Origin of the sequence: Acuticoccus mangrovi, assembly GCF_016411865.1 — a bacterium.
GTDB lineage: Bacteria > Pseudomonadota > Alphaproteobacteria > Rhizobiales > Amorphaceae > Acuticoccus > Acuticoccus mangrovi.
In genome coordinates, this window is record NZ_JAEKJA010000010.1 from 64,907 (window position 1) to 85,020 (window position 20,114).

Below are 20,114 nucleotides of genomic sequence, written 5' to 3' on the forward strand. Positions count from 1 at the left end.
GCTCTCGGAATAAGGAGAAGCGTGTGGTCAATCCGTTCGACCTGCCGAACGATGTTGTCGACGAGGCGGTGTACCGGCGCGCGGTGGACCATCTGAGGACCCACGGCGTCGTGCTGCCCCGCTTCGCTGAGCTCGTCTCCCCCGTCGCGGTGGACCCGTCCGTCGATCCGGACGCGGCGGATCCGAGAAATCTCTTCCGCGTGCACTGGTACAACGATCCGGCGACGGTCGCCGGCCGCATGGTGCCGGCGCACGTGGAGCTGCCCAAGGCGCTGACCGGCGTCGACGCCCGCATCCTCGTGATGCTCGGCGAGAACTTCCCGATCATCCACGCCCACAAGGTGCTCGCGGCCTACGCCTGCCTCGCGCCGCGCCTCGCCTCCGGCGCCTTCGATCCGGCGCACCAGCGCGCCGTGTGGCCCTCCACCGGCAACTACTGCCGCGGCGGCGTCGCGATCTCTCGCATCCTCGGCTGCCGCGGCATCGCGGTGCTGCCCGAGGGGATGAGCGCGGAACGCTTCCGGTGGCTCGAAGAGTGGGTCACCGACCCCGCCGACATCATCCGCACCTACGGCTCGGAATCGAACGTCAAGGAGATCTACGACGCGTGCGCGGAGCTGGAGCGCCAGCCCGACACGATGATCTTCAACCAGTTCTCCGAGTTCCCCAACTATCTCGGTCACTACGAGGTGACGGGTCAGGCCGCCGGTGCCCTCTTCGAGGCGTATCGCGAGGAGAACGCCGACCTCAAGCTCGCGGCCTTCGTGGCGGCGACGGGCTCGGCCGGGACGCTCGCCGCCGGCGACCGCCTCAAGGAGGACTACGACGCCAAGATCGCCGTGATGGAGCCGATCGAGTGCCCGACGCTGCTCTACAACGGCTTCGGCGAGCACAACATCCAGGGCATCGGCGACAAGCACGTGCCGCTGATCCACAACGTCACCAACACCGACATCGCCGTGGGTGTGTCGGACGAGGGGACGGACGACCTCTATCTGCTGTTCAACTCCGGCGCCGGCCGCCAATATCTCGCCGAGCGGCGCAAGGTGGACCAGGCGACCATCAAGGGGATCGCCGGTTTCGGCCTTTCCGGCATCGGCAACATGCTCGCCGCCATCAAGGTCGCGAAGCGCCTGAAGCTCGGCCCGGACGACGTGATCGTGACCGTCGCCACCGACTCCGCCGCCCTCTACGAGAGCGAGCGTGACGACCGCCTCAAGACGCGCTTCGGCGGCTCGTTCGACATGGTGGACGCCGGCGAGGCATTCGGCCGCCACATCCTCGGCGGCGATTCCGACCATCTCGTCGAAATGATGACGCGCGATCGCGATCGGATGTTCAATCTCGGCTACTACACGTGGGTGGAGCAGCAGGGGATCTCGGTGGAGGACTTCGAGCGCCGCCGCCCGCAGTCCTTCTGGAGGGGGCTGCGCGAGAAGCTTCCCGGCTTCGACGCGCTCATCGACAAGATCAACCACGACACCGGCCTCAAGCGGGCCGCCTGACGACGAGGAAGGAGAGAGCGTGGCCGTCACGCCCTACGAGACCATTCGCGAACGCACCCGCGCGCGCGACCGCTCGCTCACCGAAAAGGTCATGTCGTTCGAGGAGGCGGCGGCCTTGGTGAAGGACGGCGATCACGTCGCGCTCGGGGGCTGCACCCTGTCGCGCACGCCGATCGCCGCGATCTGGGCGCTGATCCGGGCTGGCCGCAAGGACCTCGTCCTGTCGCGCTCCATCACCTCCAACGAAGGCGATCTCGCCTACGTCTCGGGCCTTTCCTCGCACATCATGACGTCGTGGTTCGCGCAGGGGATCGTCTGGGGTCTCTCCAAGGTGATGCGCGCCTACACCGAATCGGGCCGCGCCGAGTTCGAGGAATGGAGCCACATGGCGATGGGCCTGCGCTACCGCGCCGGCGCCATGGGCGTGCCCTTCATGCCGGCCCGCTCGATGATGGGCTCGAACGTGCTCGACCGCGTCGCCGGCACCAAGGAGATGGACTGCCCCTTCACCGGCGAGCGTCTCCTCCTGTTGCCAGCGCTCAATCCGGACGTCGCCCTCATCCACGTGCAGCGCTGCGACGCCTACGGCAACGCGCAGATCGATGGTCTCCAGTTCATGGACATCGACATCGCGATGGCGGCGAACCGGGTGATCATCACCACCGAGCGGATCGTCTCCAACGACCAGATCCGCCGCGCGCCCGATCAGACCAAGATCCCCTTCTTCACCGTCGACGCGGTGGTGGAGGCACCCTACGGCAGCGCTCCGCACGAGTGCTACGGCGTCTACGAGCCGTTCTTCAACGAGCTCGACGCCTACGCCAAGATCACCGCCACCGAGGGTGAGGAGGGGGTGAGGAAATATCTCGACCGCTGTTTCTACGAGCCCGAGGACTGGGCCGGCTACCTGTCGCATATCGGGGTGGCCGACATTCTTGACGCCGCCAAGCGCGGCAGGAGGGTTTATGACGACTGACCTCGCGACCCCGCCCGCCGACACCAAGCCCTACACGAAGTCGCAGCTCCTCACGATTTCCGCCTCCCGCGTGCTGGAGGACGGGCAGATCGTGTTCGCCGGCATCGGCATCACGCTGCTCGCGGCGACGCTCGCCCAGCGCACCCATGCGCCCGGCCTCACCATCCTCTTCGAGGGCGGCGTCATCGGCCCCTTCATCCAGCCCGGCGAGCTGCCGCCCTCGACCAACGAGCAGCGCTGCACCCGGCGCGCCAACATGCTGGTGCCGATCACCGACGTGCTCCTTCTCCTGCAGCGCGGCTATGTCGACATCGGCTTCATGGGCGGCGCCCAGATCGACCGCTACGGCAACCTCAACTCCTCCTATATCGGCGATCCCGACATGCCGAAGACGCGGCTGCCGGGCACCGGCGGCGGCAACGACATCGCGAGCCTCGCCGAGATCATCGTCGCCACCAAGCACGAGAAGCGCCGCTTCGTGGAGAAGGTCGACTTCGTCACGAGCCCCGGCTTCATCGACGGCGGCGACAGCCGCGCCCGCTGCGGCCTGCCCTATGGCGGGGTGAAGAAGGTGGTGACCGACCTCGCCCTCCTCGGCTTCGATCCCGACACCAAGCTGATGCGCATCGACGCGCTGCAGCCGGGCGTGACGGCGGAGGAGGTGCAGGACAACACCGGCTTCGATCTCGTCATTCCCGACGATGTGCCGATCGCCGAGGCGCCGACCGCCACCGAGCTCGCGATCCTCGAGAACCTCGATCCCGAGCGCCTTTACACGCACTGAACCGAGCCGGCCGGGCGGCGAGCCCACCGGCGCCACCACTGTCGACAGGAAGGACGACCAAGCCATGGTCGAGAACACCCGCTTCGGCGTTGCCATGCGCAACTTCACCCGCGCGCCCGAGGAGCCCAACGCGCAGGAGATCATCGACTACGGCGTTCACATGGAGGAGCTGGGGTTCGATTCGGTGTGGGTGTGGGATCACATCCTGCTCGGCACGGATCCCTACTTCCCGATCCTCGATTCGCTGTCACTGATCACCGCGGTGGCGGCGCGCACCAAGAAGATCAAGGTCGGCACCGGCATTCTGGTGATGCCGCTGCGCAACCCGGTGCTGCTCGCCAAGCAGCTCTCCTCCATCGACCAGATCTCGGGCGGCCGCCTGATGCTCGGCACCGCCGCCGGCTGGTACAAGCGCGAGTTCGACGCCGTCGGCGTGCCCTTCCACCGCCGCGGCAAGATCATGGACCGCAACCTCGACATCCTCACCGAGCTGTGGACCAAGGACCAGGTGACGGGCGAGTGGGACGAGCATGTGCTGCGCCGGGCGGTGATGTATCCCAAGCCCGTGCAGAAGCCGCGGCCGCCGCTCCTCATCGGCGGCTACGTCGAGCCCGTCCTGAAGCGCGCCGGCACCCGTGGCGACGGCTGGCTCACCTACTTCTACCAGCCGGAGGCCTTCACCCGCTCCTGGACCAAGATCCGCAACTATGCAGAGGAGGCCGGCCGCGACCCCGACAGCCTCACGAGCCTCAACCAGCTCGCGATCTATGTCGGCCCGCGCGACAAGGTCGCCGAGCCGATGAACGAGTGGCTGAACTCCGACTGGGACATCTCCTCCGGCTCCGAATCCACCTACGACAGCGCCATCATGGGCACGCCCGAAGAGTGTGCCGAGCAGCTGCGCGCCCACCTCGACACCGGTCTCAAGAAGATCATCTTCGTGCCCTACCGCTACGAGCGCGAGCAGGTGGAGGTGATCGCCAAGGAGGTCATTCCGCTCGCGCTGAAGGGCTGAGCCCGGCGCCACGAGGGTTGCCCGAGGGCCGCGTGAGGCTATGGTCGCGCGGCCCTTTCGCATTCTGAGGAGGCCCGATGCCGATCACCCTCGACGACGTTCTCGCCCTCGGCGAGGCTTGGTGCGACACGTTGCGCAACGGCGGCACCGTCGCCGAGCGGGAGCGCTTCTTTGTCCATCATCCGGCGCGCATCTACGTGCAGGAGACGGGCGCCTCGATGACGCTCGAGGAGCACCACGCCTACCACACCCAGTTCGCGCGCCAGGTGCTGCGGCTTGGCGACTTCGTGGTCGCGCCGCTGTCGGATGCGCCGGAGCGGGCGCGCGCCATCGGCTCGCTCTACTGGGAGGCGCACGTCGCCGACGACCGGACGCCGCCGCTGCGCTGCATCGTGGGGGAGGACTGGATCGTGGAGCGCACGCCGGAGGGGCTGAAGTTCGTGCTGTGGCTCAACACCATGCACCACTTCCTGCCCGACAGCGGCGTCGAACGGCTCGACCTCGCGTCGAACTGAGCGCTCGCGCCGATCCCGTGGCCGAGCGCCGGCCCCGGCTCAGGCGCCGGCGCGGCGGCGGGCGCTCCCGACGCGCGCGAGCTTCGCCGCCGCCGTGTTGACGACATCGGAGAGGGGCGGTGCCTGGAAGGCGCGGCGCTGCTGGACCGCGGGCGCATCGCCGTAGAGGGTGGTGCGCTGGCGTGCGGTGCGGCCGAGGCGCCGGATCGCCGCCTCCATCCGCTCCGGCGGCATCTCTTGGCCGTGCTCGGTGCCGGCGGCGCGGCTGATCGATTCGTTCATCAGCGTGCCGCCGAGATCGTTGGCGCCGGCCTCGAGCGCGGCGGCGATGCCGGCCTCGCCCATCTTCACCCAGCTCACCTGAATGTTCGCGATCACCGGATTGAGCGCGAGGCGCGACACCGCATGGATCAAGACCGCCTCGCGCAGGCTCGGCCCCTGCCGCGCGCCGGCGCCCTTCAGATAGATCGGCGCTTCCATGTGGACGAACGGCAGCGGCACGAACTCGGTGAAGCCGCCGGTGCGGTCCTGCAGCGCACGCACCCGCATCAGATGGCGCGCGACGTGATGGTAGGCCTCGACGTGGCCGAACATGATCGTCGCCGTGGTCCTCAGCCCCAGCCGATGGGCCGTGCCGACGACGTCGAGCCACTCGTCGGTGGAGACCTTGGTGGCGCAGAGGCGCCGGCGGACCTCGTCGTCGAGGATCTCGGCGGCGGTGCCGGGGAGGGTGCCGAGGCCGGCGGCCTTCAGCTCCGACAGGAACTCCGCCACCGAAAGGCCGAGGGTGCGCGCACCCTGCGTCACCTCCAGCGGCGAGAAGGCGTGGACATGCATCTCGGGCACGGCGCGCTTCACGGTGCGGACGATCTCGAGATAGGTCTCGCCCGTATAGTCGGGGTGGATGCCCCCTTGCATGCACACCTCGGTGGCGCCGCGCTCGTGAGCCTCCACCACGCGCCGCTCGATCTCCTCCAAGGTGAGGTCGTAGGGCCTGCCGCGCAGGTGCTCGGCGGCCTTGCCCTTGGAGAAGGCGCAGAACTGGCAGCCGTAGCCGCACACGTTGGTGTAGTTGATGTTGCGCGTGACGACGTAGCTCACGGTGTCGCCGTTCCGCTCGCGGCGCACTGCGTCGGCGGCGGCTCCGACGGCGTCGGCATGTCCGCCGCGGGCGCAGAGGAGGGCGACGATGGCGCTTTCCTCGAGCGGCCGGCCGGCGACGCCGGCGTCGATGGCGGCCGCCAAGGCGCTGCCGAGGGCGGGGGCGGCGAAGCCCTGGGGGGTGATCGTCACCACGCTCTCGGAGCGGCCGACGCGCCAGGCACCCTCGTGGGCAAGGCCCGCCCCGTCGGAGCGTGAGAGCACGACGCGCCGCACGTCGGGATCGATCCAGGTCTCGGCGTCGGCGACGTAGGCCGGGTAGGCGGTGAGGCGGGGCGTGAGGATCTTGCCGGCTGCCGCGGTTTCGGCGGCGAGACGGGCGAGCGCCGGCCAGGGCGCCTCGGGGTTCACGTGGTCGGGGGTGACGGGGGAGACGCCGCCCCAGTCGTTGATGCCGGCCTCGACGAGGGGGAGAAGGTCGCCGTCGCGCAGGTTGGGCGGCGCCTGGATCGACATCGCGGGCCCGAACACGAAGCGCGCCATGGCGATCGTCCAGAGATGATCCTCGAGCGCCGGCTCCGGCGCGTTCGCCATCTTGGTGCCGGCCTTCGCCCGGAAATTCTGGACGATGATCTCCTGAATGTGGCCGTGTTCCTCGTGCAGGTCGCGCAGCTTGAGGAAGGCGTCGATGCGCTCCTGCCGCGTCTCGCCGAGGCCGATCAGGATGCCGGATGTGAACGGCACCTTCGCCCGGCCGGCGGCGGCGATCGTCGCAAGGCGCACCGCGGGCGCCTTGTCGGGCGAGCCGAAGTGGGGCATGCCGCGCTGCATCAGCCGGTCGGTGGTCGCCTCCACCATGATGCCTTGCGAGGCCGACACGCGGCGCAGCGCGGCGATCTCGTCCTCGCTCATCACGCCGGCGTTGATGTGCGGCAGGAGGCCGGTTTCGGCGAGCACCGCCGCGGCCATCTCGGCGAGATAGGCGACGGTGGTCTCGTGTCCGAGCGCCGCCAGCGCCTCGCGTGCCGCCCGGTAGCGCATCTCCGGCTTGTCGCCGAGGGTGAAGAGGGCCTCGTCGCACCCCGCCGCGGCGCCGGCGCGAGCAATCTCCAGCACCTCCTCGCGCGACAGGAAAATCGGCTCTCCCGGCCGCGGCGGGTGGGCGAAGGTGCAGTAGTGGCAGACGTTGCGGCAGAGCTTCGTCAGCGGGATGAACACCTTGCGCGAGACGGTGACGACCGGGCCGAAGCCGTTGTCGCGCAGGCGCGCCGCCCCGGCCATCAGCGCGGCGAGCGGCGCCTCGCCGAGGGTCGCGAGCGCGGCCGCGTCGAGCCGCTCGCCGGCCGCGACACGGCGGGCGAAGGAAGCGACGTCGTGCATCAGAAGATCTCCTCGTCGATCAGGGTGCGCGCCGCCCGGAAGGCGGAGAGATCGGCCGGGCGGTCGAGGTCGCGCGCAAAGGAGGCAAGCGGGCAGGGGACGGCCCCCGGGATGGCAAGATGGCGGGCGAAGCTCTCCTCGCCGAACTGGAAGGCGGGGGGGCGCGCCGCCCGCACCACGAGGGCGTTGGTGCCGGTGCGGGCGAGGTCCGGCACCACGACGGGGCTGCCGGTGCGCCGGGCGAGCGCCAGCGCCTCGGCCGCCTCGGCGGCGTCGAGGTCGGGGAGATCGGCGGGCACCACCATCGCCCAGCGGGCGCCGGCGGCGGCGAGCGCGGCGACGCCTTCGCGCACCGCCTCGTTGAGCCCGCCCGGCGGCGTCTCCCATTGGGTGGTCGCCCCGGCGGTAGCGGCGATCGCGTGCACCTCCGGGTCGGGCGAGATCACCCGCACCCCCGCAAGCTCCGGCATCGCCAGAAGCTCGGCGAGGACGTGGCGCAGCATGTGGCGCTGGAGGCTCGCCCGATCGCGCGGCGAGAGCGCCGGGGCGAGGCGGCTCTTCGCCGCCGCGAGGCGCTTCACCGGCACCAGCGCATGGGCAGGGGCCGGAGCGGCGGACATGCGGCGGCTCATGCGCGGCCCGCGAGGCGATCCGCCGCGGCAAGGCAGGCGCGCGCGAGGGCGATCCGGTCTTCGAGCGTCACCATCATGGTCTTGGCGACCGCCATGCGCGGGTCGGTCGCCTCGGCGGCGTCCCTTTCGTCGAGGAGCAGAAGATCGACGAGGTCGCCGTAGTGAGCGAGGATCGTCGCGCTGGTGCGGGCGTGGCCGAGCTCGTCCATCATCTTGGCGAGCGGCCCCTTCACCGCATCGCCGCCGACGAGCGGCGACACCGCGATGGTGGGCGCCTTCGCCGTCGCCAGCGCGTAGCGTAGCCCCGGGATCGCCAGCATCGGATCGATGGAGAGGTAGGGGTTGGACGGGCAGAGGATGATCGCGGCGAGGTCCGGCGCGTTGAGCGCGGCCTTTACCTCGGGCGTCGGCTCGGCCTCGTCGGCGGCGTGATAGCGTAGCGTCCGCACCACCGGCGCGCAGCGCAGCCCCACGAAGTAGCGCTGGAAGGGGAGGACCCCCTCGTCGGTCTCGACGACGGTCGGCACGTGGGCGTCGGTCGCCGGCAGGATCGCCGGGGCGATGCCGAGGGCACGGGCGAAGGCGGCGGTGATCTCGGTGGGTCGGGCGCCGGCGGCGAGCCGGGCGGTGCGCACCGCATGCATCGCGAGGTCGGTGTCGCCGAGGTTGAACCAGGTCTCGCCGCCGAGCTCGCCGACCGCCTCCATGAAGCGCCACGTCTCCTCGTTGCGCCCCCAGCCGGTGGCGGGATTGACGCGGCCGGAGAGGGTGTAGAGCACGGTGTCGACGTCGGGCGAGACGGCGAGGCCGAAATGGCGGAAGTCGTCGCCTACGTTGACGATGATGGAGAGCTTCTTCGCGGGCACCACGTGGCTGAGGCCGAGTGCCAGCTTCGCCCCACCGATCCCGCCGCAGAGGGCGACGACCGAGCCGCGGCCGCTCAACGGAAGAGGTCCTGGCCGGCCGGGCGCAGGCCGTCGCGCGCGCCTTGATGGGTGGGCGTCCAGTCGAGGCCGCGCACCACGACGGCGGGGCGGCCCTCGGCGCCTTCGCCCATCACCAGCACCCCGGCGGCGGCGACCGAGTCGGCGAACGCCACCTCCGTCACCTCGAGGCGCCGGCCGTCGCGGTCGGCCTCGCCGCGGCGATCGAGGAGCATCGCGGGTCCGGCGACGCCGATCGCGACGCCCGTCGTGCCCATCCGCCACGGCCGGCCGAAGGAATCGGACACGATCACGCCGATCTCGCTGCCCGTCGCGGCGGCGATGCCCTCGCGCAGCGCCGCGGCGCTCGCGTCCGGATCCTCCGGCAGGAGCAGGATCATGTCGGCGTCGCCGCCGATATTGGACCGGTCGATGCCGGCATTCGCCATGATGTGTCCCAAGCGGTGCTCCACCACCATCAGCCCCGGCCGCGTGCGCAGCGTGCCGACGCTCTCCGAAAGGATCGCCTCCACGAGGCGCGCATCCTTCTGCGTCACCTCGGCAAGGCGCGCAGCGTCCGCCGAGGGGGCGAGGGCGGAGAGCGGCAGCAGCCGGCCTTCCGCCTTCGACACGATCTTCTGGGCGACGACCAGAATGTCGCCATCCTGGAATGCGACGGCTTCGCGGTCGGCGGCGTCGAGGATCTCGGCGACGAGATCCGTCCCGCTGGTGATCGTGGGCAGAGTGTTGAGCCCGATGAGGCTGACAGATGTCATGCGCGCTCGCTGGTCGGACCGACTGCCCGGCACGTCGCCGCGCGGCGCGGATCCCTGAAGCATTCTAACGACGGTTCAGGGATCGCGCCGGCGGCCTGCGGGGTCAAGGGGCTAGGCCCTCACGCCTCGCCGAGGCCGGTGATGCGAATGCCCGCACCCTCGGCCACCTTGTAGCGCTTGTTGATGGCGATCAGCACCGAGGTGAGCGCTTCTGCCGCCGCCGAGTTGTCGAGCACGCCGCCGTGCAGGCCGCGCAGGCCGATGGCGTTGGCGAGGTCGACCACGAGCTGGCGCGCGTCGACATCGTCGCCGAACACCAGGACGTCGCACGCGACGGGGCCTTCCTCGCCAAGCTTCTTGGCGGAGACGTTGTGGAAGCCGGTGACGAGGCGCACGCCCTCGCCGAGCGCCTTCGCCGCGCGCTGGGCGGCCGAGCCTTCCGGCGGAAGCTGCACCCGCGCCACCTTGGGGGGGACCAGCGGCACCGTGGTGTCGACCACCACCTTGCCGCCGACCATCGGGGCGATCGCGGCGAGGGTGTCGGCCTGGCTCGCGAACGGCACGGTGACGACGACCATCTCCCCGGCGGCGGCCGCGGCGGCGTTCTCCAGGCCGACGACGTCGGCGTCCGGCACCGTCTCGCGCAGCGCGGCGGCGGCGGCCTCGGCCTTCTGCGCGGTGCGCGAGCCGATCACCACGGGGCAGCCGGCCCGGGCGGCGCGGATCGCGAGCCCGCCGCCGAGCGCCCCGGTGCCGCCGACGATCGCCAGCGGCTTCGGAAACTCGCTCACGCCGCTTCCTTCGCGGCCATCACTTCGGGCAGCGTCACGATCTCGATGCCGGCTTCCACCATCGCGTCGCGGGCGGCGCGGGCGACGGTGATGGCGGTCGGCTCGTCGCCGTGGATGCAGAGCGAATCGAACGGCGTCGGCATCTTGGTGCCGTCGATCGCGACGATCTCCTGATCCATCACCATGCGCACGGCGCGCTCGGCGGCCACCTTCGGATCGCGGATCATCGAGTCCGGGTTCTTGCGCGAGGCGAGGTTGCCGTCGGCGGTATACTGGCGGTCGATGAAGGCCTCGCGAGCGAGCGGCACGTCGAGCTTCAGCGCGGCCTTCTCCATCTCCGAGTTGGAGAGGGCGAGGTAGTAGATCGACGGGTCCACCGTCTTGATCGCGCGGGCGATGGCGAGCGCATATTCGGGGTCGTCGGCGGCCATGTTGTTGAGCGCGCCGTGCGGCTTCAGGTGGGTGATCTCGATGCCGGCATATTTGGCCATGCCCTTCAGCGCGCCGATCTGGTAGGCGACCATGTATTCGAGGTCGCGCGGGCTCATGTCGATGCGCCGGCGGCCGAAGCCCCACAGGTCGTTGAAGCCGGGATGCACGCCCACCGACACGCCGAGCTCCTTGGCTTGCATGCACACATCGTGCATCACGGTGGCGTCGCCGGCGTGGAAGCCGCAGGCGAGGTTGACGCTCTTGACGATGGTCAGGATCGCCGCGTCGTCGCCGATCTGGTAGTGGCCGTAGCCTTCGCCCATGTCGGCGTTGATGTTGATGCGCGTGACCACGTCCGCTCTCCTCTCGGCTGATGTCTGGTTTTTGAGCTAAGCGACTAGAAAATTTGCAATTTTTAGTCGTGTGTTTCTATGATTAATACCATACTCTATCCCACGCCGAAATCAAGTTCGGACAGACCTGCGGACCGGCGGCGCGGGGACATGGAAGGATTGCGATGGCAGCCGACACGGTGGCGGACAAGGCCCGTTTTCTCTCCGCCGGCGACGGCGGCGTCGTGGTGGAGTTCGGCGACACCGTCGACCGTACGATTTCCGCCCGCGTGATGAAGACGGCGGAGATGATCCGCGACGCCGCGCTCGACGGTGTCACCGAGCTCGTCCCCACATTTCGCTCCCTGTTCGTCCACTATGATCCCACGATCACCTCGGCGTCCACGATAACCGACATCATCGCCGCGATGCCGCTCGACGACGTGGAGGCGTCGGCGATGCGCCATGTGTGGCGCATCCCGGTGCTCTACGGCGGCGAGGGCGGGCCGGATCTCGCCGACGTCGCCGCCACCGCGGGGATGAGCGAGGCGGATGCCGTCGCCCTCCATGCCGGCAGCGTCTACAACGTCTACATGCTCGGCTTCCTGCCGGGCTTCGGCTACCTCGGCGACACGCCGGAGCCGTTGCGGCTGCCGCGCCTGGAGACGCCGCGGGTGCGGGTGCCGGCGGGCTCGGTGGCGCTCACCGGGCAGATGACCGCGGTCTATCCCCTCGAATCGCCCGGCGGCTGGCGCCTCCTCGGCAAGACGCCGGTGCGCTTCTTCGACATTGCGGCCGAGCGGCCGGCGCTGCTCGCCCCCGGCGACGGGGTCCGCTTCGTGCCCGTCGACGACGCGGCCTACGACGACATCGCCGCCCTCTGCCGCGAGGGCCGCTACGAGGTGGAGCGGGAGGACGCGGCGTGACCACCATCGAGGTTGTCGAGCCGGGGCTGCAGACCACGGTGCAGGATCGCGGTCGCTTCGGCTATCAGGCGCTGGGGGTGCCGGTCTCCGGGGTGCTCGATTTCGAGGCGATGCGCCTTGCGAACGCCCTCGTCGGCAACGGCGGCGACGCGGCGGTCCTCGAGATGCGCATGGTCGGCCCCTCGCTGAAGGCGGCGGAGGGGACCGTGCGGATGGCGCTCGCCGGCAGCGAGGCGAAGCTGACGATCACCCTCGCCGACGGGGCGACGCGCACGGTCCCCGCCCACCAGGCCTTCGACCTTCCGGCGGACGCGGTGGTGAAGATCGGCCCGCTCAAGGGATCGGTCACCGCCTGCCTCGCCGTGTCGGGCGGGGTCGACGTGCCGCCGCTCTTCGGCTCGCGCGCGACCTACCTGCGCGGCCCCTTCGGCGGGCACGAAGGGCGGGCGCTGCGTGCCGGGGACCGCTTGGCGATCGGGGAGGGCGCGCCGGCCGGCCCGCCGCTCGCGGTCGAGCCGATCCCCGCGCCCGCCGGCGATACGGTGCTTCGCGTCGTCCTCGGCCCGCAGGCCGACTGGTTCACCGACAAGGGCATCGCCACCTTCCTGGAGGAACCCTACGTCATCGACGGCGCCACCGATCGGATGGGCATGCGGCTCAACGGCCCGGAGATCGAGCACGTCGGCGGCTACAATCTCGTCTCCGACGGCATCGCGACGGGGGCGATCCAGGTGCCCGGCTCGCGGTTGCCGATCCTGCTCCTCGCCGACCATCAGACCACCGGCGGCTACCCCAAGATCGCCAACGTGATCTCGGCGGACCTGCCGCTCGCCGGGCGGCTCGGCCCCGGAGGAGTCGTGCGTTTTGAGGCCGTGTCGGTGGCCGACGCGGAGGTGATCCGACGCGACGCGGAAGCCGCCCTCGCTCGGCGGATCGGCGCGATGGCCCCGGCGCAAACCGCGGCCGAGCCCTCGCTCGCCGCGCTCAGCGGTGAAAACTTGATCTCCGGCGTTGTCGACGCCACTAACGTGGGTCATCCGTCGTGAAACGGACGCCCATCAGAGGTCAGACCATCACCGTCCCCGATTACAACCGCAGCCCGCTTCCCCGATATCTGCAGGTGGCGGCCGCCATTCGGCGGCGCATCGAGGAGGGGCATTGGGGTGCCAACGAGAAGATCGCCACCCTCGCCGCATTGGAGGACGAGTTCGCGGTGGCGCGCGTCACGGTCCGCCAGGCGGTGGAGCTCCTCGAGAACGAGGGGCTGCTGAAGCGCATCCAGGGCAAGGGCACCTTCGTGTCCGGCAACGTGGAGGACAAGCGCTGGCTGCGCCTCGACCTGCGCTGGCAGTCGCTCGCCAAGACGATCGGCGCCAACACGCCCCATTTCCTCAAGGTCGTGTCGGACGCCGAACCCCCCTCCTTGGGGGAGGACGAAGGACGGCCGGCCGAGGAGTATCGCTATCTTGAGAGCGTGCAGTCGCGGCGCGGTGTGCCGTTCTCCTTCGCCTGCGTGCACGTCGCCGAGCATGTGGTGGCGATGGCGCCCGACCGCTTCGCCAAGGAGCCGTCGATCTCGGTGGTCGCCACCCTCGAGGGGCTCGACGTGAAGTCGGCGCGGCAGTCCTTCGTCGTCGCGGCGGCGGACACGCGCACCGCCGATCTCCTCAAGATCGGCATCGGCTTTCCCACCGCCGACGGCCACCTCGTGGTGACCGACAGTGCCGACCGCGTGATCTACTACGGCAACATCATCTACCGCGGCGACTGCGTGCGGCTCGACATCGACCTCTTCGGGTAGGGCGGAGCGCGCTCAGGCGAGGGCGCGGCCGAGGGCGGCGATCTCGTCGGCGGCGTCGGGGCCGGAAAAGGTGAGGGCGAGCTCGGTGACGCCCGCCGCCCGATAGTCCGCGGCCCGGGCGAGGCAGTCGTCCACCGTGCCGGCGAGGGCGAAGGCATGGGCGAAGCGGCCGTCGAGCGCCCGGTCGGCCGGCTCGTCGGCGAGGCGGCGGGCCGCGTCGGCGAAGGTCTCGTCGTCGATGCCGGCGCCCTCGGTGAGCGCCGCCTTCGCCGCCGGCACTTTGGCGGCGAGCGCCCAGTAGCGCGGCACCATCGCTCCCACCGCACCGAGTGCCCGCTTCACCGCCGCGTCTCCGTCGGCACCGACGGCGGCAGGCATATATTGGACGATCGCTGCGGGCGGGCGGCTTCCCCGGGCCGCGGCCACCGTCGCGGCGAGGCCGCCGGCGAAGGCGACGGTGCACATGTTGGAGACGATCAGCCCGTCCGCCGCCTCGCCGGCGAACTTCACCGTCAATCGGCCGCGGCCGGCGAGATAGATCGGCAGGTCCGCCCGCGCCGGGCACTCGAGCGCGACGCCGCGGGCGCTGAAGTGATCACCCGCATGGTCCACCGTCTCGCCGGCGAGAAGGCCGCGCACGATGGCGAGCGCGTCGCGCAGGGCGGGCAGCGGCTTGTCGGGGTCGATCGCGAGCCGCCGCGTCGCCGCCGCGATGCCGGACCCGAGTCCGAGGCCGACGCGTCCGCCCGCCAACTCGTCGAGCGCGGCGATCTCCATCGCCATCATGGTGGGATGGCGGCTGTAGGGGTTGAACACGCCGGCGTTGATCGCGATGCGCGAGGTCGCCGCCGCGCAGGCCGCCGCCGCCGGCAGGATGCCGCGGGCGAAGGCGTTCTCGGCGAACCAGACGCTCGCGAAGCCCGCCGCCTCGGCGGCGCAGGCGAGCCTCACGCACTCGGCCGGGCTCATGCCTCCATCGAGGCGGATGCTGATCTTCGGCAGGGCGCTCACGGTCGGGCCTCGGCGTTGGTGGGATCGTCGGCGTTGGTGGTATCGGATGCGGCCCGCCGCCCGGCCTCGATGAGGTGCCACAGGCGCGGCGGCGTGAGGGGCAGGGTGTTGGGCTCGACGGCGAAGTCGGCGAGCGCCGCGGCGACGGCATTGGCGATCACCCCGCCCACCGGGATGAGCCCGCCCTCGCCGGCGCCCTTTGCTCCGATGGGGTTGTTGGGGCAGGGCCGCAACCCGAGCGAGATGGCGCGCACCGGCGGAACCTCGGTCGCGGTGGGCATCAGATAGTCGGCGAATGAGCCGGTGAGGAGCTGGCCCTCCTCGTCGTAGCGGATCTCTTCCAAGAAGGTGCTGCCGAGACCCTGGACCAGCGCGCCGACCACTTGACCGTGGAGCGTCAGCGGGTTGATGACGCGGCCGACGTCGTCGACCGTCACGTAGTCGAGCACAGCGACGTCGCCGGTGCGCGGGTCGACGGAGACGTGCGCGGCATGGGCGCCGTAGCTGTAGGTCAGCTTCTTGTTGAAGAATTGCCGCTCCACGACGAGCCCGGCGAAGGCGTCGAGCGGCAGCCGGGCGTCGCCCACGGCGACCATGCCGTCCTCGATGCGCACCTTGCCGGCGGCTTCATGGTGCGGCGCGGCCTCGCCGATCGCCTGGAGCAGCGCTTCGGCGGCGAGGAGGATCGCCGAGCCGCCCATCACCGTGGAGCGTGAGTGGAAGGAGCCGCCGCCCTGGCTCACGAGGTTGGTGGAGCCGTGCACGAGGCGGATGCGGTCCATCGGGAGCGAGAGCGCGTCGGCCGCGATCTGGGTGAGGATCGTGACGAGCCCCTGGCCGAGCGAGGTGGAGCCCACCGCCACCTCCACCATGCCGTCGGCCGTGATGGTCATGCGCGCCGTCTCGCCGCGACCGCCCGCGCCGCCCTCCACGAAGGCCCCGACGGCAATGCCGTGGTGCCGCCCGTCGACCAGGCGGCCGTCGAGACGGGACTTCGCCGCCCAGTCGAAGGTCTCGAGGCAGCGCGCCATCACCTCGCCGTAGGCGCCGTTGTCGAGCTCGGTTTGCCAGCTGGCGTCGAGGCCGTCCATGTGGGCGAGGGGATAGGGCAGCCGCTCTTCGGGAATGAGGTTCATCATGCGGAACTCGGCGCGGTCGACGCCGAGATCGCGGGCCGCCATGTCGAAGAGACGCTCGCAGAAGAAGCTCGCCTCGTAGCGCCCCGGCCCGCGATAGGTGCCCGTCGGCGTCTTGTTGGTGACGTGCACGGCGACGTCGATCGCGATGTGCGGCACGAGGTAGGGCCCGGTCACGAACTGGGCGACGTTGCGCGGGGTGGTGAGGCCGTTGGTGCGCACGTAGGCGCCGAGGTCGACGTCGACGGTGCCGCGGATGCCGATGACGCGGCCGTCGCGCTCGCAGGCGATCTCCATCTCGGCGGTCATCTCGCGGGCGTGGTTCATGGCCGAGAAGTGCTCCCGGCGGTCCTCCAGCCAACGCACGCGCGCCCCGAGGCGGCGGGCGGCGAAGGGGATGAGGAAGTCTTCCGGGTAGAACTCGCCGCGGGCGCCGAAGCCGCCGCCCACGTCCACCTCGATCAGCGTCACGTCGCCGGCGCCGAGGCCGAGCATCGTGGCGAGCGTATCGCGGTTGAAGAAGGGCACTTTGGTCGCGCCGTGGACGGTGAGGTGCCCGCTCTCGCCGTCCCACTCGGCGAGGAGGCCGCGCGTTTCCATGGGCGAGGCGGTGTGGCGTTGCACAGCGAAGCGGGCGCGGCGGGTGTAGGGGGCGGCGGCGAAGGCGGCGTCGGCCCCGCCCGCCCGGGCGCGGAAGGTGGTGACGCGGTTGGTGGGGGCCGCGAACACCAGCGTCTCGTCGCGCGCCGAGATGGCGGTGTCGGCGACGACCGGCAGCGGGTCGATGTCGACGACGACGGCTTCGGCGGCGTCCTCCGCGACGGCGGCCTCGCGCGCCACGACGATCGCCACCGGCTCGCCGACATAGCGCACGCGATCGGCGGCGATGACCGGCTGGCGGTAGGCCTCGCCCTCCGGCACGCCGTGCTGGCGGATCGGGATCAGCGGCACCTCGCCGATGTCGGCCGCGGTGAAGAGGGCGACGACGCCGTCCATCGCCCGCGCCGCGTCGGCGTCGACGGCGAGGATGCGGCCATGGGCGAGCGGGCTGCGCACGATGACGGCGTGGAGGAGGTCGTGGCGGGCAAGGTCCGCGACGAAGCGGGCGCCGCCGGTCAGAAGGCGCGCGTCCTCGATCCGCGGCATCGGGCTCCCCACGAAGGCGTTGGAGCGGCTCACTCCACGCCCTCGCGACGGTAGGCGCCGCGCGCCGCCATCACGGCGGCGATGATGGGAAGGTAGCCGGTGCAGCGGCAGAGATTGCCGGAGAGGACGTCGCGGATGCGTGCCTCGTCCGCCTCGGGCTCCTCGGTGAGGAGCGCGTGCATCGTGGTGAGGATCCCCGGCGTGCAGAAGCCGCATTGCAGGGCGTGGTGCTCGTGGAAGGCCTGCTGCAACGCGCCGAGGCCGCCGTCGCGGGGGGCGAGCCCCTCCACCGTCACGACGTCGGCGCCGTCGGCCTGGACGGCCAGCATCAGGCAGGCGCGGACGGCGAGGCCGTCGACGATCACGGTGCAGGCGCCGCAGACCCCGTGCTCACAGCCGAGGTGGGTGCCGGTGAGGCGGGCGCCGTCGCGCAGCGCGTCGGCGAGGGTGGTGCGGTCGGCGACGTCGAGTGCGGTGGCGACGCCGTTGAGCGCGAAGCGGACGGTGCGGCTCATGCGGCGCGCTCGGCGGGGGGATTCTCCAGCGCGCAGGCGAGCGCACGGCCGAGGAGCGTCGCGAGGAGCGCGCGGCGGTAGGCGGCGTCGGCGCTCGGGTCGCCGTCCGGGGTGACGCTGGCGACGCAGGCCGCTTCCGCCGCCGCGACGGCGGACGCGTCGGCGACGGCGCCTTCGAGCGCGGCTTCCACGGCGTCGAGGCGCAGCGGCACGTCGGCGATGCCGAAGGCGGCGATGCGCGCGCCTTCGATCCGCGGCGCTGCGCGGTCGCGCGCCATGGTGACGTCGAGCGGGAGGGTGACGTCGAGCGAGAGGGCGATGCCGGCGAGGGCGAAGTCGCCGCGCCGGCGCGCGAACTCCTCGAAGCCGTGCCGCCGCGTCGCCGGGGCGGGCGGCAGATGGAGGGCGGTGACGATCTCGCCCGGTTCGAGCGCCGTCGTCATCGCGCCGAGGAAGAAGTCTTGCGCACCGATGCGGCGGGGGCCGGCGGGGCCGGCGACCTCGATGGTGGCGTCGAGGGTGAGGGCGACCGCCGGCAGCTCGGCGGCGGGGTCCGCGTGGGCGAGGCTGCCCCCGACGGTGCCGCGATTGCGGATCTGATAGTGGGCGATGTGGGGGAGGGCGGCGGCGAGGAGTGGCTGGGCGGCGGCGAGCGCGTGGGAGCGCTCCAGCGCGCGCCACGTCACCCGCGACCCGACGTGCGTTCCCTCCGCGTCGATCGCGATGCGGTCGAGCCCCGGCACGCGCCTCAGGTCCACGAGCACGCTCGGCGCGGCGAGGCGGAAGGCGAGCATCGGCATCAAGCTCTGGCCGCCGCTCAGGATCTGGGCCTCGTCGTCGGCCGCGAGGAGGGCGATGGCCTCGTCGAGGCTTTCCGGGCATCGGTAGGCGACCGGCGGCAGCTTCAAGTGCGGGGGCTCCCGATGGCGAAACGCGCCCGCCCGCTCGGACGGGACGGAACATCGTTCCAATATATAGAACATTGTTCCAAAATATGATGGCATCGGCAGTGATGCCTGTCAATCGACCGCCGCCCCGACGGGCGGAAGGCCGGCCGGCGGTTGACAGGCCATCTGCGCTCACTCACAGTAGTTGAAACAGTGTTCCATATAAAGGAACGCTTTTGAGGAATCCCGATGCCAAGCGACGCCTGTCTCGCCAATCTTCCCCGGCTCAACGACCTTGCGAAGCGTGAAGGCTTCGACGCCGTAATCGCCACATCACCGGAAAACGTCACCTATCTCAGCGGTTTCTGGGCGATGTCCCAGTGGGTCCGGCGCGGCCCGCAGGCATATTGTCTCTACCCCCTCAACGGCGAAGAGCCGGCGCTGATCGCGAACTCCAGCATCCTCGACCTCGTGGCCGATCAGAAGCCCTGGGTGAGCGACGTCCGCCGCTACGGCTACTTCCAGATCGACGTCGACGCGAGCGCGACGCTCGAGCCGGACGACGCCACCCAGAGCGAGCTCTTCGCCACCGACGCCTATGCGGGTTCGGTCGAGGCGCTGGTCGCCGCGATGAAGGAGAAGGGCGTTGCCAAGGGGCGCATCGCCCTCGACGAGACGGGCATCACCCCCCAGTGCATGGACGAGCTCCTCGCGGCGTTGCCGGAGGCGACCTTCGTGCGCTCCTTCGGCCTCTTCCAGCGCGTGCGGGCGGTGAAGACGCCGGTCGAGATCGACATCCTGCGCGATGTGGCGGCGATCACCCAGCGGGCGATCGAAGCGTCTCTCGCCGTCGCCCGCGAGGGGGTGAGCGAGCGCGAGATGCTGCGCGCCTTCAACGGCTCGCTGGTCGCCGACGACGCGCTCCCGGTGACGGGGTGCATCGGCTTCGGCCCGCGCAGCGCCATGATCAACGCCCAGCCTTCCGACCGGCAGCTGAGGCCCGGCGATCTCATCCGCTTCGACGTCGGCGCCCGCTACAAGCACTACCGCTCGGACATGGCCCGCGGCGCCGTTCTCGGTGAACCGGACAAGCGCACCGCCGCCGCCTATGCCGCGGTGGAGAAGGGCATCGAGCGCAGCTACGAGATCATCAAGCCCGGCCTCAAGGTCGCCGACCTCTTCACCGAGGTGGTGGAGACGGTGCGGCGCGAGGGGATCCCCGGCTTCCGCCGCAGTCACGTCGGCCATGGCATCGGCATCGACGGCTACGATCCGCCGACGATTTCCGAGGCCGCACCGGAAGTGCTCGAGGAGAACATGGTGCTCTGCCTCGAGACCCCCTACTACGAGCTCGGTTTCGGCGGCTTCCAGGTGGAAGACATGCTGCGCGTCACGCGCGACGGCGTGGAATCCTTCATGACGCTGCCGACTGCGCTGCGCGTGGTCTAACTCTTTGGGAGCGAGCGGCTTCTTCCCGTCCGATGGGTCAAGAGAGGACGGGAGCCGCTCTCGGCGCTGCGCAAGGACGCT

General features: G+C 70.7%; 19 protein-coding genes. 9 read left to right on the forward strand and 10 right to left on the reverse strand.

Annotated features, from left to right (window positions below; all coding sequences use genetic code 11):
- Nucleotides 1-23: 23 nt before the first annotated feature.
- The 5 genes from JCR33_RS12975 to JCR33_RS12995 all read left to right on the forward strand — a co-directional run bounded on the left by JCR33_RS12975 (nucleotide 24) and on the right by JCR33_RS12995 (nucleotide 4,795).
- Nucleotides 24-1,505, forward strand: coding sequence for a pyridoxal-phosphate dependent enzyme (locus JCR33_RS12975; protein ID WP_332461182.1), 1,482 nt, complete (start codon nucleotides 24-26; stop codon nucleotides 1,503-1,505).
- A gap of 19 nt (nucleotides 1,506-1,524) precedes the next feature.
- On the forward strand, nucleotides 1,525-2,481 hold the full coding sequence (locus tag JCR33_RS12980; RefSeq protein WP_408628758.1) for a CoA transferase subunit A: 957 nt from the start codon (nucleotides 1,525-1,527) through the stop codon (nucleotides 2,479-2,481).
- On the forward strand, nucleotides 2,471-3,265 hold the full coding sequence (locus JCR33_RS12985; protein WP_198882516.1) for a CoA-transferase subunit beta: 795 nt from the start codon (nucleotides 2,471-2,473) through the stop codon (nucleotides 3,263-3,265). The genes JCR33_RS12980 and JCR33_RS12985 overlap by 11 nt, the downstream gene beginning before the upstream one ends.
- 64 nt (nucleotides 3,266-3,329) lie before the next feature.
- Nucleotides 3,330-4,280 carry an LLM class flavin-dependent oxidoreductase gene (locus JCR33_RS12990; protein ID WP_211110268.1) on the forward strand — a complete coding sequence of 317 codons (951 nt, stop codon included), beginning with the start codon at nucleotides 3,330-3,332 and terminating at the stop codon, nucleotides 4,278-4,280.
- A 77-nt stretch (nucleotides 4,281-4,357) separates the two neighbouring features.
- On the forward strand, nucleotides 4,358-4,795 hold the full coding sequence (locus JCR33_RS12995; protein WP_198882517.1) for a hypothetical protein: 438 nt from the start codon (nucleotides 4,358-4,360) through the stop codon (nucleotides 4,793-4,795).
- A 39-nt stretch (nucleotides 4,796-4,834) separates the two neighbouring features.
- On the opposite strand, the gene cofH is transcribed toward JCR33_RS12995, so the two are convergent.
- From cofH to JCR33_RS13025, 6 genes are all read right to left on the reverse strand, one after another.
- A complete protein-coding gene (gene cofH / locus JCR33_RS13000; RefSeq protein WP_198882518.1) occupies nucleotides 4,835-7,276 on the reverse strand; it encodes a 5-amino-6-(D-ribitylamino)uracil--L-tyrosine 4-hydroxyphenyl transferase CofH in 2,442 nt (813 codons plus the stop codon).
- Complete coding sequence (gene cofC, locus JCR33_RS13005) at nucleotides 7,276-7,896, reverse strand: 2-phospho-L-lactate guanylyltransferase (protein WP_198882519.1); 621 nt, start codon at nucleotides 7,894-7,896, stop codon at nucleotides 7,276-7,278. The genes cofH and cofC overlap by 1 nt, the downstream gene beginning before the upstream one ends.
- 8 nt (nucleotides 7,897-7,904) lie before the next feature.
- A complete protein-coding gene (cofD, locus tag JCR33_RS13010; RefSeq protein WP_198882520.1) occupies nucleotides 7,905-8,852 on the reverse strand; it encodes a 2-phospho-L-lactate transferase in 948 nt (315 codons plus the stop codon).
- The gene (cofE, locus tag JCR33_RS13015) at nucleotides 8,849-9,607 is read right to left on the reverse strand and encodes a coenzyme F420-0:L-glutamate ligase (protein WP_198882521.1); all 759 of its coding nucleotides are present in this window, start codon (nucleotides 9,605-9,607) and stop codon (nucleotides 8,849-8,851) included. Before cofE ends, cofD begins: the two co-directional genes overlap by 4 nt.
- A gap of 119 nt (nucleotides 9,608-9,726) precedes the next feature.
- Nucleotides 9,727-10,398 (reverse strand): NADPH-dependent F420 reductase, encoded by a 672-nt coding sequence (npdG, locus tag JCR33_RS13020; protein ID WP_198882522.1) that lies wholly within the window; start codon nucleotides 10,396-10,398, stop codon nucleotides 9,727-9,729.
- Nucleotides 10,395-11,183, reverse strand: coding sequence for a LamB/YcsF family protein (locus tag JCR33_RS13025; protein ID WP_198882523.1), 789 nt, complete (start codon nucleotides 11,181-11,183; stop codon nucleotides 10,395-10,397). Before JCR33_RS13025 ends, npdG begins: the two co-directional genes overlap by 4 nt.
- Nucleotides 11,184-11,347: 164 nt before the next feature.
- Between JCR33_RS13025 and pxpB the strand changes: the two genes are divergently transcribed.
- Genes pxpB through JCR33_RS13040 form a run of 3 tightly spaced genes read left to right on the forward strand, consistent with a single transcriptional unit; the run spans nucleotide 11,348 to nucleotide 13,889 of the window.
- Nucleotides 11,348-12,088 carry a 5-oxoprolinase subunit PxpB gene (gene pxpB, locus JCR33_RS13030; protein WP_198882524.1) on the forward strand — a complete coding sequence of 247 codons (741 nt, stop codon included), beginning with the start codon at nucleotides 11,348-11,350 and terminating at the stop codon, nucleotides 12,086-12,088.
- Nucleotides 12,085-13,134 carry a 5-oxoprolinase subunit C family protein gene (locus JCR33_RS13035; RefSeq protein ID WP_198882525.1) on the forward strand — a complete coding sequence of 350 codons (1,050 nt, stop codon included), beginning with the start codon at nucleotides 12,085-12,087 and terminating at the stop codon, nucleotides 13,132-13,134. The genes pxpB and JCR33_RS13035 overlap by 4 nt, the downstream gene beginning before the upstream one ends.
- Nucleotides 13,131-13,889 (forward strand): GntR family transcriptional regulator, encoded by a 759-nt coding sequence (locus JCR33_RS13040; protein ID WP_198882526.1) that lies wholly within the window; start codon nucleotides 13,131-13,133, stop codon nucleotides 13,887-13,889. The genes JCR33_RS13035 and JCR33_RS13040 overlap by 4 nt, the downstream gene beginning before the upstream one ends.
- Nucleotides 13,890-13,901: 12 nt before the next feature.
- Here the strand turns inward: JCR33_RS13040 and JCR33_RS13045 are convergent, their stop codons facing one another.
- The 4 genes from JCR33_RS13045 to JCR33_RS13060 are packed head-to-tail and all read right to left on the reverse strand — an operon-like array spanning nucleotide 13,902 to nucleotide 18,605.
- Entirely contained in the window at nucleotides 13,902-14,900 is a 999-nt protein-coding gene (locus JCR33_RS13045; protein WP_198882527.1) for an LLM class flavin-dependent oxidoreductase, read from the reverse strand.
- Nucleotides 14,897-17,215, reverse strand: a complete 2,319-nt coding sequence (locus JCR33_RS13050) for a xanthine dehydrogenase family protein molybdopterin-binding subunit (RefSeq protein WP_198882528.1) — start codon at nucleotides 17,213-17,215, stop codon at nucleotides 14,897-14,899. Before JCR33_RS13050 ends, JCR33_RS13045 begins: the two co-directional genes overlap by 4 nt.
- On the reverse strand, nucleotides 17,212-17,697 hold the full coding sequence (locus JCR33_RS13055) for a (2Fe-2S)-binding protein (protein ID WP_198882529.1): 486 nt from the start codon (nucleotides 17,695-17,697) through the stop codon (nucleotides 17,212-17,214). The genes JCR33_RS13050 and JCR33_RS13055 overlap by 4 nt, the downstream gene beginning before the upstream one ends.
- Nucleotides 17,694-18,605, reverse strand: a complete 912-nt coding sequence (locus JCR33_RS13060; protein ID WP_198882530.1) for an FAD binding domain-containing protein — start codon at nucleotides 18,603-18,605, stop codon at nucleotides 17,694-17,696. Before JCR33_RS13060 ends, JCR33_RS13055 begins: the two co-directional genes overlap by 4 nt.
- Nucleotides 18,606-18,833: 228 nt before the next feature.
- Here JCR33_RS13060 and JCR33_RS13065 point away from each other — a divergent pair, with 228 nt between their 5' ends.
- Nucleotides 18,834-20,033, forward strand: a complete 1,200-nt coding sequence (locus JCR33_RS13065) for a M24 family metallopeptidase (RefSeq protein ID WP_198882531.1) — start codon at nucleotides 18,834-18,836, stop codon at nucleotides 20,031-20,033.
- Nucleotides 20,034-20,114 lie beyond the last annotated feature (81 nt).

What these genes read in the sequence shown, in the direction of transcription:
- JCR33_RS12985 (WP_198882516.1), top strand. Translation starts at nt 2,471, where the DNA reads ATGACGACTGACCTCGCGACCCCGCCCGCCGACACCAAGCCCTACACG.
- JCR33_RS12990 (WP_211110268.1), top strand. Translation starts at nt 3,330, where the DNA reads ATGGTCGAGAACACCCGCTTCGGCGTTGCCATGCGCAACTTCACCCGC.
- JCR33_RS12995 (WP_198882517.1), top strand. Translation starts at nt 4,358, where the DNA reads ATGCCGATCACCCTCGACGACGTTCTCGCCCTCGGCGAGGCTTGGTGC.
- cofH (WP_198882518.1), bottom strand. Translation starts at nt 7,276, where the DNA reads ATGCACGACGTCGCTTCCTTCGCCCGCCGTGTCGCGGCCGGCGAGCGG.
- cofC (WP_198882519.1), bottom strand. Translation starts at nt 7,896, where the DNA reads ATGTCCGCCGCTCCGGCCCCTGCCCATGCGCTGGTGCCGGTGAAGCGC.
- cofE (WP_198882521.1), bottom strand. Translation starts at nt 9,607, where the DNA reads ATGACATCTGTCAGCCTCATCGGGCTCAACACTCTGCCCACGATCACC.
- pxpB (WP_198882524.1), top strand. Translation starts at nt 11,348, where the DNA reads ATGGCAGCCGACACGGTGGCGGACAAGGCCCGTTTTCTCTCCGCCGGC.
- JCR33_RS13055 (WP_198882529.1), bottom strand. Translation starts at nt 17,697, where the DNA reads ATGAGCCGCACCGTCCGCTTCGCGCTCAACGGCGTCGCCACCGCACTC.
- JCR33_RS13065 (WP_198882531.1), top strand. Translation starts at nt 18,834, where the DNA reads ATGCCAAGCGACGCCTGTCTCGCCAATCTTCCCCGGCTCAACGACCTT.